The 15211-nt window shown below is 57.0% G+C and carries 15 protein-coding genes and 3 tRNA genes; 7 read left to right on the top strand and 11 right to left on the bottom strand.

What is annotated here, in order from left to right:
* Positions 1 to 13 precede the first annotated feature (13 nt).
* The 4 genes from VIN96_RS14215 to VIN96_RS14200 form a co-directional block, all read right to left on the bottom strand.
* Positions 14 to 1489, bottom strand: coding sequence for an AMP-binding protein (locus VIN96_RS14215; RefSeq protein ID WP_331897016.1), 1476 nt, complete (start codon positions 1487 to 1489; stop codon positions 14 to 16).
* Positions 1482 to 2102 (bottom strand): thermostable hemolysin, encoded by a 621-nt coding sequence (locus VIN96_RS14210; protein ID WP_331897014.1) that lies wholly within the window; start codon positions 2100 to 2102, stop codon positions 1482 to 1484. Before VIN96_RS14210 ends, VIN96_RS14215 begins: the two co-directional genes overlap by 8 nt.
* An 82-nt stretch (positions 2103 to 2184) precedes the next feature.
* The gene (locus VIN96_RS14205; RefSeq protein ID WP_331897012.1) at positions 2185 to 2838 is read right to left on the bottom strand and encodes a DUF6134 family protein; all 654 of its coding nucleotides are present in this window, start codon (positions 2836 to 2838) and stop codon (positions 2185 to 2187) included.
* Positions 2839 to 2934: 96 nt separating this feature from the next.
* Positions 2935 to 3288: a hypothetical protein gene (locus VIN96_RS14200; protein WP_331897011.1), complete on the bottom strand. Its 354-nt coding sequence runs from the start codon at positions 3286 to 3288 to the stop codon at positions 2935 to 2937.
* Between the two features lie 184 nt (positions 3289 to 3472).
* On the opposite strand from VIN96_RS14200, the gene VIN96_RS14195 reads away from it, so the two are divergent.
* Both VIN96_RS14195 and VIN96_RS14190 read left to right on the top strand, forming a co-directional pair.
* Positions 3473 to 4297: a DUF805 domain-containing protein gene (locus tag VIN96_RS14195; RefSeq protein ID WP_331897009.1), complete on the top strand. Its 825-nt coding sequence runs from the start codon at positions 3473 to 3475 to the stop codon at positions 4295 to 4297.
* An 8-nt stretch (positions 4298 to 4305) separates the two neighbouring features.
* Complete coding sequence (locus tag VIN96_RS14190; protein ID WP_331897008.1) at positions 4306 to 4962, top strand: cytochrome c oxidase assembly factor Coa1 family protein; 657 nt, start codon at positions 4306 to 4308, stop codon at positions 4960 to 4962.
* Here VIN96_RS14190 and recQ read toward each other — a convergent pair.
* Entirely contained in the window at positions 4959 to 6755 is a 1797-nt protein-coding gene (gene recQ, locus VIN96_RS14185) for a DNA helicase RecQ (RefSeq protein ID WP_331897007.1), read from the bottom strand. The genes VIN96_RS14190 and recQ overlap by 4 nt on opposite strands.
* Before the next feature lie 130 nt (positions 6756 to 6885).
* Here recQ and VIN96_RS14180 point away from each other — a divergent pair, with 130 nt between their 5' ends.
* Positions 6886 to 7344: a hypothetical protein gene (locus tag VIN96_RS14180; protein WP_331897005.1), complete on the top strand. Its 459-nt coding sequence runs from the start codon at positions 6886 to 6888 to the stop codon at positions 7342 to 7344.
* 114 nt (positions 7345 to 7458) lie between these two features.
* On the opposite strand, the gene VIN96_RS14175 is transcribed toward VIN96_RS14180, so the two are convergent.
* The 4 genes from VIN96_RS14175 to VIN96_RS14160 form a co-directional block, all read right to left on the bottom strand.
* A complete protein-coding gene (locus VIN96_RS14175; RefSeq protein ID WP_331897004.1) occupies positions 7459 to 10383 on the bottom strand; it encodes an MHYT domain-containing protein in 2925 nt (974 codons plus the stop codon).
* A gap of 260 nt (positions 10384 to 10643) precedes the next feature.
* The gene (locus VIN96_RS14170; protein ID WP_331897002.1) at positions 10644 to 10928 is read right to left on the bottom strand and encodes a hypothetical protein; all 285 of its coding nucleotides are present in this window, start codon (positions 10926 to 10928) and stop codon (positions 10644 to 10646) included.
* 253 nt (positions 10929 to 11181) lie between these two features.
* A complete protein-coding gene (locus tag VIN96_RS14165) occupies positions 11182 to 11967 on the bottom strand; it encodes a hypothetical protein (protein WP_331897000.1) in 786 nt (261 codons plus the stop codon).
* A gap of 170 nt (positions 11968 to 12137) precedes the next feature.
* Positions 12138 to 12213 (bottom strand) — tRNA-Thr (locus VIN96_RS14160).
* A gap of 118 nt (positions 12214 to 12331) precedes the next feature.
* On the opposite strand from VIN96_RS14160, the gene VIN96_RS14155 reads away from it, so the two are divergent.
* Positions 12332 to 13027 (top strand): haloacid dehalogenase type II, encoded by a 696-nt coding sequence (locus VIN96_RS14155; RefSeq protein ID WP_331896998.1) that lies wholly within the window; start codon positions 12332 to 12334, stop codon positions 13025 to 13027.
* Here the strand turns inward: VIN96_RS14155 and VIN96_RS14150 are convergent.
* Together VIN96_RS14150 and rlmB are read right to left on the bottom strand one after the other, a co-directional pair.
* On the bottom strand, positions 12981 to 13499 hold the full coding sequence (locus VIN96_RS14150) for an isoprenylcysteine carboxylmethyltransferase family protein (RefSeq protein ID WP_331896996.1): 519 nt from the start codon (positions 13497 to 13499) through the stop codon (positions 12981 to 12983). The two genes, VIN96_RS14155 and VIN96_RS14150, sit on opposite strands and share 47 nt — an antisense overlap.
* 6 nt (positions 13500 to 13505) lie before the next feature.
* On the bottom strand, positions 13506 to 14360 hold the full coding sequence (gene rlmB, locus VIN96_RS14145; protein ID WP_331896994.1) for a 23S rRNA (guanosine(2251)-2'-O)-methyltransferase RlmB: 855 nt from the start codon (positions 14358 to 14360) through the stop codon (positions 13506 to 13508).
* Positions 14361 to 14534: 174 nt separating this feature from the next.
* Here rlmB and VIN96_RS14140 point away from each other — a divergent pair.
* The 3 genes from VIN96_RS14140 to VIN96_RS14130 all read left to right on the top strand — a co-directional run.
* Positions 14535 to 14620: transfer RNA gene (locus VIN96_RS14140), tRNA-Tyr, on the top strand.
* A gap of 62 nt (positions 14621 to 14682) precedes the next feature.
* Positions 14683 to 14756, top strand: a tRNA-Gly gene (locus VIN96_RS14135).
* A gap of 92 nt (positions 14757 to 14848) precedes the next feature.
* On the top strand, positions 14849 to 15211 hold a 363-nt coding region (locus VIN96_RS14130), incomplete at its 3' end, for a GTP-binding protein (RefSeq protein ID WP_331896992.1).

The following is a 15211-nucleotide window of genomic DNA, read 5'->3' as shown; positions in this document are numbered from 1 at the left end:
GTTCCTCAAGTCTTCACGCGGCGTTCTGGCGGGCGGCCCACTTTTGGGCGAAATCCAAGCATTGGGCGCGGCGTGCATCTCCCAACGGTGTCAGCAATTGGTGCTCTGCCACGTCCGTCCGATTGATGATGGCAGTGTGATCGGGGCGGGCGTAATCGGGCAGTTTGGCGTATTGAGTTTGCAAAAATGTGTCGAGGGCGAGTGCCGTGTCGGGTGTGGACGCCGATGCGAGGACGATCAGCACCAAGCCGTGCCCATCGACCTGTGTAAGCACGGCCTTGGCAACGGTGGGGTTGGCCTCGCACAGCCCTTCGACCCATTCGGGGCTGATGTTGCGCCCCGCCGGGGTGACGATCAGGTTGTCCTTGCGACCCATGATGCGTAGCGCGCCCTCAGCCGTGAATACGCCCAAATCGCCGGTGCGCCAAACGCCATTGGGGTCGACGTCGTGCCCCAGGTAGCCGCTCATCACGGTATCGCCGTGAACGACGATTTCACCGTCGTCCAGCGTCACGCTCAAACCGGGGATCGGTTCGCCGACGCTGCCAGCGACACGCCGTCCGGGGCGGTTGACGCTGACCACCGAACAGCATTCCGATAGGCCGTAACCTTCGTGCACCGGTACGCCCAAATGCCACGCGGATTGAGCCAGGTCGCTGTTCACCGGCGCGCCGCCGACAGCGACGAAGCGCAGCGATCCAGGTGCTGTTTTACCCGTTGCCGCAAGGGTTTTGACCCATGCGTCCAGCAAGCCGGGAACCAGCACACTGGCGGTGGCCCCTTGATGGTCGAAAGCGGTTTCAAAGGCGTTGACCAACGCCATGGTGTCGCCTTGCAAAGCCGCCATCATGGCGTTCGGCGCGATGGTCACCGGTGCGCCGGCCAAAATCGGCAGGGCGATCGCCGCGATCTGTTCCAGCAGCAGAGAAAACGGCAACACCGACAGGTAACGATCTTTCTCGCTCGCGCCGCTGGCGGCCAACAAGCCCTTGGCGCTGGCGGCGATTTGCCGGTCGCCCAGGCGCACGCCTTTGGGCGCGCCGGTGGTGCCGGATGTATAGATGATGCGTCCCGCGTCGCGACCGCGGTTATTCTCTTCGCGCAGCGCGGCGGTGGGACCGTCGAGGTGCACGGCGGTGACCGGCAGGCCCAGCGCATTTGCGGATGCTGCAATGTCGGCATTGGTCAAGATGTGTCCGACCTCGGCGTTGGCCAAGACGTGACGCATCTGGTCCGGGGAAAAGAACGTCGGCAGGGGTACCATGGTCTTGCCCGCGCAGGCCACGGCCAAATCGGCGATCACCCATTCCAGGCCGTTGGACGCGTAGATGGCGATCACGTTACTGTCGAGCGCCGTCAGGTCTTGGGCCAGTCCGCCAACGCGCGCGGCGAGTTCAGCGTAGGTGAGGGAAAGGTCGTCTTGTAAAAAGGCGCGGTCTTGGGGGCGGGCTTCGCTGTGGCGGTGGAGGGCGGCGAGGACCTCAAACACGTACCGCCTCCTCCCGCAGGGGAACGGGTGCGGATTTGCCACCGCCGACATGGCCGACATCGCTAGCGGGCAGGGACACGAACGCGTCGTGGATCGCGACCACGCGCGGGTTGGTGGCGTAATACAGCCCCCAGTCCTGCGGGTTTTTCACTTTGTCGATACGCGCCGGCGCCAACTCATGGGCCGGAACGCCGACGCGTTTGAGCATCATGTGCAGACGTTCCGTCACGGTGAAAAAGGCGAAGCGCACATTGACGTTGCGCAGATGTCCGGTGATGCCCGCCATCAACGCCAACGAAGCGTGCGGATGGCTGGCGGCCAAGGTCGTGACCTCGGCGATTTCATTGCGGGCGGCGGGCGGGCGCCAATAGTCGGACAACAAGTCTTCGATGGGGCGGTCGAGATAGATTTCGGAAAAGAAATCATTGCCGATGCGCAGTCCCGCAGCGGCGAGATAGCCGCCGTTTTCGCTCGGAAGCGCGATCATCAATTCGGCGAAGGTTTCGATTTTCGCGCCGTATTCCCGGTCATAGACGCCGCGCACCAAGGCCTCGACCGCGGCACGGTCAGGGTGGTCGGGGGAGATCAGAACGGGAAGCAACGCCGGTTTCATGAGTTCGCAACCTTCATTATTTTTATCGTCGAGGGACAACGGTTGGCGGTCGAAAATAATTCACGTCAATTTGAATAAAATTCTATTTTAAGGCGTAGACGATTTCTGATCCGGTTTTGTCGGGAAAGCGAACCCGCACCAGATCGCCCGCACCGCTGAACCACAGTTCGCGGGTCAGTTCGCCGGTGATGGAATAGTGTTGCGCTTCGATCTTCGCGCCGCCCGCTTCGACTTCCTCGGCACCCAAATCTTCGACCTTGATGTTCATCAACGTGCCGTCGAGCGTGTTGAGCACCGCGCTTTGTTTGACGATGTCTTGTTTCCACAGGCTGGCGGGGATCACGGTCGGCGCGGCGTTCTGGCGTCGGTCTTGGCCTGCGACCACGCTGTCGGCGGTCAATGTGTCGCCTTGAGCTTTGACGTTGAGCGACTTGGCGGTGCCGTCGTCGTCGGTGGTGGAGTTGAGCTGAACCAACTTGCCGTTTTTCCATACTTCCTTGGAGGCATGGATGAATTTGTATGCCGTCATGAACAGCACTTTGACTTCGATGTCGGTGTTGACCTCGACCAGGGTTTCGTCGCCGTGCTCGGAAATAGCGTAGCTGTGGGTGCCGATGTTTGAGCCATCACGCAGAACGGTGAACGCAAGGGTTTTGTTCGCGGCATGTGCTTGCCAAGTGGCGGTGGCGACCACGGCGGCCATCGCAAACGCAACGGAGCGGATCAAGGTCTTCATGAAAAATATCCCCACACATTTTTTCGATTCTGGTGAGGAGCATACGGGTGACAATCTGAACCCGTGCTGAATGTATTTGTGTGATCTAAACGGGAGTTAGGGGGGACAGCGGTATAGCACCGACAGTCCGCCCGAGAGCGTGTCCCAGGGGGTGTATTTAGCGAAATGCGGGCGTTTTGAGATCCAGGCGTGAAAGGTTTTGCGTACCTCTTCTGGTGGAGTTCCAGGAGGAACGCAGGAAATAAAACCAGAAACTTTTTCGCCCCGGTTGTGGCGCGCCAGCATCGCTTCGATCAGCTCTTCGCACACCGGCCAATCGGGTTTTTTCTTTGATTTCGTAAAACACTGAACGTGGCGCGGATCGCTGGACACTTGCTCGAGAGCAGCAGCTTGAGCCAATGCGTGGGACGCGATGCTCATGGCGATAACGATGACGATAATGCGGTTCATATCGACAGCATATCGTAATGCCTTCGCATTTCTATATTTTTTGGGCACAATGAGAGCGGAATATGTCTGTATGGTCGGTGGTGGAGCCAAAATGTTTTATTCGAACATGCTTTCACGTCTTGGATGGACAAGTCTCGTAGCGGCTGCCTTCGCGACACCGGCCTGGGCTCAGATGGGGGCTCAGATGGGGGCGCAACAAGCGCCTGAGCAAATGGCGCAACTGGAAACCATGGCATCGATGATCGAACTGGGCATGCTGGTTTTCTTCGTGTTGCTGTTTGGCGCGATCTTGCTGATTGCTCGGCGCAATATGAAGGGCTGGGATCAGCCGCTTTCGTGGGTGTGGTTTTCGCTTTCCGGACGCCTGAACCGCAAAGCCTATTGGCTCAAAGGCGTGCTGCTGATGTCGCTGATCGGCTTCGGTGTACAGATGTTCGGCGTCTTGATCGGTCTGCTGTCGGGGACGTCGGGGCTTGGCGCGATCCTTGGTGCCAGTGCGGCGTTGCTCGTGCTGTTGCCGCTGTTGGTGTTCAATTTTTGGGTCAGCTTGGCGATCAGCGTCAAACGCGCCCATGATTTGGGTCATTCGGGCTGGTGGTTGCTGTTGTTTTTGGTGCCGATCTACAACCTGTGGATGGCCATCGTGATGGGATTTTTTCGCGGCACCCCGGGCCCCAACGATTACGGTCCCGATCCCATCGACCCGATCAACGATTACATCGATGAGATGACCGGCGGCGCGCAAGACGACGGCGATGGGCAAGCGTCCGCGCCTTCACACCCCAACCCGCGTCCGCCCCAAGGTGGCGACGATGCGCCCCAGGGCTTCGGTGGGCGAAAGTTTGCCAAGCCGGAGGCACCAGCCGAGACGCAGCCCGAGGCCGATTTCACGCCGGTTGATTTGTCCGGCGGTGCGGACAATCTCGATGTCATCAAGCGCCGTCTCGGCGACGACATCATGCGTCCGATCAAGCGCAAAGGCGGCGGCGGTCGCGAGCCCGTAGGCTAAGGTGCGGGATGCCAAACCGCAGCCCCGTTCACCGGCCATCCGCTTTGCCGCCAGAATTACCCGGCAAGCAGCCTGCCGAGTTGCCCATCGAACTGCGTGGCTGGAACTGGGGGGCGTTTTTTCTCAACTGGGTGTGGGGGATCGCACACAACACGCCGATTGCGCTGTTGATGTTCGTGCCCGGCGTCAACATCGTGATGCTGTTCGTGTTGGGGGCGAAGGGCAACGCCTGGGCCTGGGCCAACAACACATGGCGCGACGTCGAACATTTCAAGCGCACCCAGCGCCTATGGGCGCGGGTCGGGTGGGGCGCGTTTATCGGCATTCCACTGATGTTTGCTGCGATGTTCGCTCTTGTCACGATGCTGTTCACCAGCAGCGACGCCTATCGCCTGACCGTGGACGCGGTGCGCGATCACCCGGCGCTGGAACGGCGGTTGGGGTTGCCGGTCGAACCGTCGACTTGGTGGACCACGGGCAACATTCAAACCACCAACGATGAAGGCTGGGCGGAGCTGAGCTTCGACGTGCAAGGCCCCAGGGGGGATGGCACGGTGTTCGTCTATTTAGATAAACGTGGTGGCGTGTGGACCATCCGCCAGCTCAATGTGTTGACCGAAGACGGCGAACGCATCGTGCTGGTGGAGCCGGCAGATGCCATTTAGGTGTTTTCCACCACCACGCCGATGAACGCTTCGGCGAAGTCTTTAAGCTTTGCCGCGCCGACGCCGTGAATATCGGCGAAGGCGGTCTCGTTGCGGGGCTTTTTGCGCGCCATGTCTTCCAAGGTGCGATCGGAAAAGATCATGTAGGCGGGGACTTCGCGTTCCATCGCCAGATGGGTGCGCAGGTTTTTCAACTCCGTTAGCAACTTGGCGTCGTCCGGGTTCAGGTCGGCGGGAGGCTCGGCCCGTCCGCCGCGGCTTTTCTTTTTCGCCGGTTTGTGCACCAAATCTTTGCGGTAGCGGAAAGTTTCCTCACCCTTGAGCAACGCTTGGCCTTTGGGCGAAAGGCTTAATCCACCATGGCCGGTGACGTCGATCTTGAGAAAGCCGCCGGCGACCAGTTGGCGCACGATGGAACGCCACGCATCCTTGGAAATGTCCGCACCTTGGCCGTGTTCAGGCAATTGGTCGTGGCCGGTCTGGCGCATTTTTTCCGTGTCCGCACCGCGCACGATGTCGATCAGGTGCGCTTGGCCGTACATCTGCCCGGTGGCGACGCACGCCGACAGCAAGGCTTGCACGGTGTCGCTGCCTTCGACCATTTCCGGGGGGGTGAGGCACATGTCGCAGTTGCCGCACGGCGCGATGGTGTCGTTGAAATATTCCAACAGCGCCTGGCGGCGGCAACTGGGCGCTTCGCAGTACGCGATCAGCGCGTCCAGGCGCTTGTGTTCGCGGCGCTTGTGATCGGGGTCGCTGTCTTCTTGTTCGATAAACATACGGCGCATGCGCACGTCGTCGAGACCGTAGAACATGTGCGCCACGGCGGGCTTGCCGTCACGACCAGCGCGGCCGATTTCTTGGTAGTAGGCCTCGACGTTGCCGGGCATGTCGGTGTGGCAGACGAAGCGCACGTCGGGCTTGTCGATGCCCATGCCGAACGCAATGGTGGCGACGATCACGACGCCGGGCTCCATCATGAAGATTTGCTGATTTTGCGCGCGCATTTGCGCCGACAGACCGGCGTGGTAGGCCAAGGCGCGGATCCCGTTTTCGTTCAGCATCGCCGCCGTTTTTTCGGTCTTGGCCCGCGACAGGCAATAGACGATGCCGCTTTCGCCTTCGAAGTCCTTGATGACGTTGAGCAATTGACGCTTGGCGTCGGTGCGGATTTCGACGCTGAGACGAATGTTGGGGCGATCGAAACCGGACACGAACGCACGCCCCTGGCCGCCGAACAGCTTGGCGGCGATGTCTTCTTGGGTGGCGCTGTCGGCGGTGGCGGTGAGCGCGGCGATGGGTACGCCGGGGAAATGGTCCTTGAGGCGCGACAAGGCCTCGTATTCGGGACGAAACGACGGCCCCCAGCGCGAAAGGCAGTGGGCCTCGTCGATGGCGATCAGGCTCACCGGCAGCTTCGTCAGCGCATCCAGCATGCGCTCCGTCATCAGCCGTTCGGGGGCCAGATACAGCAACCGGGTTTTCCCCGCCGCGACGCGTCGCCAGGCGTCGACGTTGATGGTGCGATCGCGCGACGAATTGATGGTTTCGGCGGCCACGCCAGCCAGTTTCAACGCCGCGACCTGGTCTTCCATCAGTGCCACCAACGGCGACACCACGATGGTCAGACCGCCTTTGACCAACGCCGGGATTTGAAAGCACAGCGATTTGCCTGAGCCTGTTGGCATCACCGCCAGGGCGTTTTCGCCCGAAAGCAAGGCATCGACCACTTCGGCTTGGCCGGGGCGGAAGCTGTCGTATCCGAAAACGTTTTTGAGAATCTGGTTGGGCATGGGGGGACTATACCCCGTCGGTGTGAAATTCGAGAGCCTTTGAGAGGGTTCATTTGAAATTGCGCGTTCAGTATGCGTTCATAAGCAAATGGTATCGTTATAAATCAACGCGATTTAAGGGGCTTGTTCGATGAAGAGCATCATGGTTTCGCTCGGTGTGGTGTGCGTCTTGGCATTGAGCGGCTGCGAGAGCGCCCAGAATCTGCAAAGCAAGGACGCAGATTTGGCGCGCGACATCCTTGCCAAGCACTGCGTGGTCGGGCTGGTGCAGATGGGTAAGCAGTCCAGACAACAGCCGGTGCGCGAAGGCGTTGTCAGCAATCGCAATGACGCCTTGTCGCTGAATCAGCGCCAAAAGGTGCGCCGCGACGAGATCACCATCTACAGTATCGAGGATTTGCTGGACGGCTGGGTGGTCGTCGATGCTTCGGGGCAGGGGGTTCGCGACAACCTTTATTTCAACCGACATACCGCAGAATTCGTCTGCTCGACGGACGAATGGCGCTATGGGCGCAGTGATTCGATGACCCGCGCCTTCGAGATCACGCCGCTGATCTTGCGCAATGGCGGAGCTTGGACGCCCAAATAGGTAACCCAAATTATATCGATGGATGTGAAGGATATGGTGTCGGCTGCAGAGCTTCCCCAGCAGTGGAAAAAAACTTACATTTCCATTCAGCCTCCCCGGAACATGCCAGTAAGGTCATGCGTTTGGGCTGGGGTGCTGCAATCCCTCAACAATATCCTTCATGATGTAGACGATTTCATCCACCACGATTGGCTTGGTCAGATAGCGGCGGAATCCGGCCGCGATACCTTTTTCAATGTCCTTGGGCATCGCGTTTGCGCTTAACGCGATCACGGGGATGTTTTTGATTTCCGACAGGCTCTGTAGTTTCGCGAGCGCTTCGTAGCCGTTCATGCCTGGCAGGTTGATGTCCATGATGATCAGGTCGGGTTTTTGCGTTCTGGCCATCTCGATGCCCAATTCAGCGTTGTGGGCCGAGATCATGGAAAGTCCTTCAACCTGTTGGACGATCATCTCCATCAAGCTCAGGTTTGCCGGATTGTCCTCGACATACAGAACGGTTCCGTCGATGCCGGGTAAATAGGCATCTTTACGTTCTGCATCTAACTCCTCTTCATCCGTCATTTGCACGAGCTTTGCCTCCGAGCATGGTAGTTCCAACCAAAAAGTGGACCCTTGTCCCACTTCGCTCACAACGCCGATATGACCGTCCATTCTTTCGATCAACTGCTTGGTAATTGTGAGGCCAATGCCGGTACCCTCAATTTCCGTGTTCTCAGCATCCAGCCGGTTGAACGGCTTGAACAGTTCTTCGTATTTTTCTTCCGGGATGCCTTCGCCTGTGTCGGTCACGGAGATGTGCAGCATACCATCCAGGGTTTCGTGACAATCCAAGGTGACCGAGCCGTTCTCCTTGTTGTATTTGACGGCGTTCGACATCAGGTTCAACAACGATTGCTTGAAGCGGGTATGATCGACACGAATATCCTTGTTGGTTTGAAAACCCTCGCCGACAATTTGCCGAATGCCGCGCTTATCCGCCAACGTTTGCGTGAGCGACAGGCACTCGTTGAGAACGGTTTTGACGGATACGTTCTCAATGGAAAGCTGCACTTTGCCGGCCTCGATCTTCGCAAGATCCAAGACATCGTTGATCAGATTAAGCAGGTGCTGCCCACCACTCATGATTTGTTTGACGGAATCCTTTTGCGCCGGGGTCAGTGGTTCTTTGGGGTTGTAATCCAACAGTTGCCCAAATCCCAAAATGGCGTTTAAGGGCGTGCGCAATTCGTGGCTCATCGACGATAGAAATTCGGATTTGGCGTGATTGGCGGCTTCCGCATCCTCTTTCGCTTGCCTCAGCTCACGCGCATCGTATCGCCTGGAAATACCAATGCTGAGCACATCGCTGACCCGGCGCAAAAACTGCACGTCATTCTCTTGCTTTTGGTAACCATGCGGCAAGTACAGCGTAATCATGCCCAGCACGGTTTCTTCCTGAAGAAGCGGAACGATGTAGTGGCCGTGTGGCTCAATCCCGTCAAAACTGATGTCATGGCGGTCATCGATGCAATCGGCGTGCATAATCTCTCGACTTACAGCCGCCCGTCCGCAGAGGCAATAACCGAAGGGGACTTTGGCGCACAGCGACATAAGCTGAGGGTGCAATTTATAACCCGCGATCAACTCCAAACCATCGCCTGCGCCTTGTTCGGTGGTCAGAAAAATTCCACCCTGGTGCAGCAATGTCAGCCACGGCACATCATTGATCAGGGAACTGATCGCTTTATTCAGGTACTCTTCCATCGACACCGTCGCGAGAGATAATCGCATCAAGTTTTCGAGCACTTTTTCCTGTGCCGCGTCCAGTTCCGCCTGGGTGCGGGTGGCGATCAAATCGGCGTCAATTTTTTTCCGCTCGGTGATGTCCTCCTTGATGGCCATGAAGTTGGTGATGGTTCCGTCTTCCGCCCTGATCGGGGAAATGCTGGCTGCCTCCCAATAGTGTGTTCCATCCTTGCGCTTGTTATGAAATTCGCCGCGCCATTCCTTACCGGCAAGAATGGTATCCCACAGTTCTTGATATTCTCCGGGTAGCTTGTCGCCGGATTTGAGGATTCTCGGATTTTGGCCGATGGCTTCTTCTGCGCTGTAGCCTGTCGTTTGCGTGAACTTCGGATTGACGTATTCGATATTGCCCAATCTGTCCGTAATCACCACGGTGACCGGGCTTTGCTGCACCGCGCGCGACATCTTGCGCATTTCGTCTTCACTGCGCATGCGTTCGGAAATTTCATGGTTGAGAACTTTGATGGTCTCAAGGTGTTTGCCCAAAATAACTGCGGCCAACGCCAATGCCACGGCCAGGGCAGTGATCGTGCCAATGCCGATGGCCAATACGGTTGGGGAAATCCCGGGTGTAGAGGCGGTCGTTTCTCCAACCGGAATGAAGTAGGCGGCTTCCATCGCAATGTAGTGCATGCCCGAAATCGAGAGGCCCATCAGCAGTGCGCTGAGAAACAGCACGCTCCAATCGGGAATGTCGGGGAATTGACGATGCAAACCGATCTTGGCGTACAACGACAGCATCGCCAATAATATGCTAAACACGATCGATACGGCAAAGATGGTCGGGGAGTAATAGATCACGGCATCCAGGCGCATGGCCGCCATCCCGGCATAGTGCATCGTGCCAATGCCGCTGCCCATCAGCACGCCCCCCATCAAGAGCGAGGAGAGTGTGGTTCTCTTGAGACCAATGACCCACAACGCCACGGCGCTGGCGAGGATCCCGGGAAACATGGACAGCAAGGTTGTGACGGGGTCATAGGTGATGCCGCAGGGGAGGCTGAACGCCAGCATGCCGATGAAATGCATAGCCCATACGCCACCGCCCAACGCCAATGCACCCGGACACAACCACACGATTTTCATGCTAAGCGACTGGGCATTGCGGATGCGATCCGCCAACTGCAGCGCCATGAACGAGGCAAATACGGCGGTTAACACGGACAGTATGACAAGAGGAATGCTGTATTCGCTGTGGAAGGCAAGCGATAGATCTTGAGTGGGGTCTAAAAACTGTAGATAGCTTCCCATGTCAAAATATATCCCGTTTGGTTCTTTATTGCGGTCACGTCAGGCTCTTGTATCCATGGTGCGCCTAGCGCTTCGATTGTACTCCGTCATTGATGATTGTGGGTACCGCGTTCACGGCGATGAGAGATATTTTCCACTCTGCAGAACCGATGCCTCAAACGGTTAATCCATGTGAGCTAGCGTAGACCGTTTTGCATTTGATGCCGATGTACATGGTTGCTTTTCCATGCCTTTGCTTCCCGAAGAACGGTGACCTCGGATTACATCAGACATTCACGCCGCAACATAACTCGAATGAGACGGTTCCAGTTGTTCGTCGGTGCCTTGAACATCACGTCAATTGCCCCGTCGTGGCGTTGCACAACTTGCCCACAGAGCTTCACCGGAACCTGCTTGCCCATTAGGTTGACGAAGATCGTGAATTTAAACTCTTCGCCTTGGATGCAGGTTTCGTCCTCCACGTGGATACAGGCGAATGAATCGGTGAACGTGGCAAGTTGAGCTGTGCTGCCATTGATTTCCACATGGGGATTGATGAACGACATGATGGCTTCCTCTCGAGATTTTGTTTCGGATGGTTAATGGTGTGAAAGCAAAGAGTGCGCCAGCTTGTCGAAGGCGCTTAATGCATTGAAAGCGCGTGACAAAAACATTTTCGGCAAGGGGGCTGGAGAGCCGTGTTTTGCAAAATGAAACGCAAAACGCCAATTTTTTTTGTGAAATTGAGTTTTCAAATATCGACGAAACCGACCGGTCGTCGGAATGGTGGATAGCAGAAGTGTGTTTAGGTTATGACCTTTAACATTCAGGCCATTTAAATGTTACTGTCGAGTCGCGTGTCAGCTCATCCATACTTTTTAAGATGCTTTTAAACCCAAATCCATTCGAACCAGTGAAACTGTAGGATGCGGTGTTGCCGCCCGGCGTTTTGTATAAGTAGGGGGCGTAGATTATGTGGTTGTCATCGAAAATAGCAGAAAAACAAAATGGAATTTCATGGTGAGATAACAGGCTTATTGAGCCTTTAGCAGCTTGTGAAGCAGCTTCAATTTCCGAGCACATGCTTTGTAGGGTCGAAATGACAAATTCTGCTTCATCTTTGTATATCGTTTCCGAATGCCCTTCACCCTCTCTTTTTGTTAAGAATACAGAGTTTTTATCTGGAGTCAGGAGAGTAATGTTGACACCGCGAATTAGGGCGGATTTGATTTCATCATAATGATGGTGAATGGTGTTCTTTCCCGTCATGGATGAAATGAAAATACTGCCCTTGGATTCGGATATGTAATGTTCTAAATTCTCATTCATTCTCTTTTTATTTAATTTAGACAATCCAGATTCTTTAAGTATTTCCCCTACTCCGATTTTATCAAATACTAAATCAATAATATCTCTACGAATTATTTGGTCGACAAGAATCGCAATTACAGTTGTCGAAATTAAGCTTACCAAAACTGTTCTAAAATAAGATAAGATGACTTGGCTGCTGACATATGTTTCGATCATTATAAGGGCTGCTGAAACAAAAATTAGTGCAAATATTCCAGCCGCAAGTAACTTATATTTTATTTTGAACCACATCATGTCACTCCCAGTGATAACTCAATGAGTTGATTGTGTGTATACAATTGAAGGTAGCGTGAGTGTGTGGGGGGGGCAAGTAGGTTTTATTTCAGCAGTGCTGTCTATTTTCACAGCAATAGAGGCGGCACTTGAAAAAATGGGGTTACCCATGAAGGAGGCCCCGATTGAAGTGGTGCCGGCTGCAGGATTTGAACCCGCGACCCCCTGATTACAAATCAGGTGCTCTACCAACTGAGCTAAGCCGGCACATGTTTCAAGACCCGGATCATATACCCCCGCCTTGGGTCGACTGCAAGCGCGGGCTTTACCTAAAAGGCCATGCGCGGGTTATACTGCGTGCGTTCTCAAATACGCAGGTGACGATATGACCCGGACTTCCCCTTTTCACGACATTCGCGCGTGCGTGTTCGACGCCTACGGCACGCTGCTCGACGTCAATGCGGCGGCGGCGCGGTGCCGCGACGCGCTGGGCGACAAGGCCGGGCCGCTGGCGGAACTGTGGCGCGCCAAGCAGTTGCAATACACGTGGCTGTCGAGCCTCATGGGGCGGCATCGCGATTTCTACGAGATCACCGCCATGGCGCTGGATTTCGCCATGGATACGCTCGATCTGCACGCGCGGGACCTGCGCGACAAGCTGATGGCGCTTTACGAAATCTTGGATGCCTATCCGGAGGTGCCGGGCATGCTCGACACCCTCAACCGCGCGGGGATGAAAACCGCGATTCTCTCCAACGGCTCGCCCAAGATGCTCGCCACCGCAGTCCAGGCGGCGGGGTTGGAAAACAGCCTCAACGAAGTCATTTCGATCGAGGACGCGGGCATCTACAAACCGTCACCCAGCGTCTACCAATTGGCGGTCGATCAGCTCGGCGTGGCGCGCGAACACATCTGCTTCGTCTCTTCCAACGGCTGGGACGCCACCGGCGCGGCGGCTTTCGGTTTTCAGGTCGCGTGGGTCAATCGCAGCGGCCAAAAGCCGGAAACCCTGGGCTTTCCGCCTAAGGCGGAGATCAAGGATCTGACGGGTCTGGCTGGTCTGGTGCTGCCCACGCCTTAAACCGCGGAAACCATGCGGGGACATTGGCCTTATAGGTGGCGTAGGCGTCACCGAAGCGGGCTTGCAGGCCGCGTTCTTCGATCAGGTGCACGTAGGCGACGATCACGGTTGCGACCATGGCGAACCAGATGCCGATGGCGTGCGACGCGATCAGCAGGGCTTCGCCGCCGAGCATCAGCAGCATGCCGAGGATCATCGGGTTGCGCACATATGCATAAAGCCCGCTGGTGACGAGTTTTTTAGGTGGGGCCCAGGGTGCGGGCGTGCCGTGACCGGTGACGACGAATTGCGCGGCGCAGGTGCCCATCAACACCAACCCGCCCGGCAGCATCACCTTGGCGAACCAATAGCGCACCAGGGTCGGATTGGGCAGTTCGATGGGATAGAGCCACACCAAGATGCCCGGCACCAGCAACAACACCACGCCGGGCAGCAACAATCCGCCGAGAATGAGGTGTAAAGCCGTCTTCATGCGGGATTAGCCGTTCGATTGCTGGAACTGATACAGCGCGATGGCGGCGGCGTTGGAAAGATTGAGGCTTTCCACCGCGTCGGTCATGGGGATTTTTACCAGCAAGTCGCAGGTTTCGCGGGTCAGGCGGCGCAAACCGGCCCCTTCCGCGCCCATCACGATGGCGTTTCGGCCCTGCAGGGTCTTGGCCGACAGATAGTCGTCGGCGTGGCCGTCGAAACCCACACACCAGAACTCGGCGGCTTTGAGCTGGTCGAGCGTGCGCGCAAGGTTGGTGACCTTGATGTAGGGCAGGCGTTCCACCGCGCCGGACGCGGCCTTGGCCAACGCGCCGGTGATGTCGGGGGCGTGCTTGTCCTGGACCACCACCGCCAGTGCGCCGAACGCGGCGGCGGAACGCATCACCGCGCCGATGTTGCGCGGGTCGGTGGCCTGGTCGAGCACCACGATGCAGGCGCTGGAAAGGCCCTGGGCGTCCTCGATCACGTCTTCGATCTGGGGATGGGGCAGGGGCGTGGTTTCGATGCAGATGCCCTGGTGCACGGCGTCGCGCGGCAGCAAGTCGTTGATGTCGCGGCGGTCGCGCCATTCGATTTGCGGACGCGGCGTCTGGCAGGCCTCGAACGCGGCATTGGCGGCGTCGCACACCGGAATTTCCAATTCGTCGGCGCTTTGCGTCGCCAGCACGATACGGCGCACGTCGCGTTCCGGATTCGCCAATGCGGCTAGGCACGCGTGCGCGCCGTAGAGCCACAGCTCTCCGCCTTTGTTGGAGCGTTTGAAGGTCTCGCCGACGCCGTCAGGAGAGGCGAAATCGTGGGTGGGCCGCCCGGAGCGACCGTGTTTTTTGCGCTTAGCCATGGCAGCTTGTATCATTTCAAAGCCACGCTTGTCAGCGCCCTTTTCAGCGCTGAGGAGCGGGACGAAAAAAAACTTTGCCCGCAAGGCTCATTCGCCTGTTGACACAGCCTTGTAATTGTTCATATTGCGCACCGTCCGGACCGTCGGTAATCCGGCGTGCATCCTTGTGGATATGGAGGGGTGCCCGAGTGGCTAAAGGGGGCGGACTGTAAATCCGCTGACGTATGTCTACGTTGGTTCGAATCCAACCCCCTCCACCATCCTCATGCACGCACGTTACCGAACACTGGCCGGAATCCCTACGGGGGGTTGGAAACCGCTTGCGGGTGTAGCTCAATGGTAGAGCAGAAGCCTTCCAAGCTTACGACGAGGGTTCGATTCCCTTCACCCGCTCCAACCCGCTGTGAAGGGCAGGCTAAGTGTAGGTCGGGCAATATTTGTTTGATCTATTATGATTTTGTTACCGCAAGGTTTTGAGGAAGTCGGAAATGGCTAAAGAGAAATTTGAACGTACTAAACCGCATTGCAACATCGGCACGGTTGGTCACGTTGACCACGGTAAAACGACGTTGACGGCTGCGATCACGAAGGTTCTTGCTGAAACGGGCGGCGCCACGTTCTCTGGCTACGCCGACATCGACAAAGCCCCCGAAGAGCGCGAGCGCGGCATCACCATTTCGACGGCGCACGTCGAATACCAGACCGAAGCGCGCCACTACGCGCACGTCGACTGCCCGGGCCACGCTGACTATGTGAAGAACATGATCACCGGCGCGGCGCAGATGGACGGCGGCATTTTGGTGGTTTCGGCTGCTGACGGCCCGATGCCGCAGACCCGCGAGCACATCTTG

This window comes from Magnetovibrio sp. (assembly GCF_036568125.1).
In the GTDB taxonomy this organism is placed as follows: domain Bacteria; phylum Pseudomonadota; class Alphaproteobacteria; order Rhodospirillales; family Magnetovibrionaceae; genus Magnetovibrio.
Note: the sequence above shows the minus strand (reverse complement) of the source record. Positions and strands in the feature narration are given on the sequence as shown.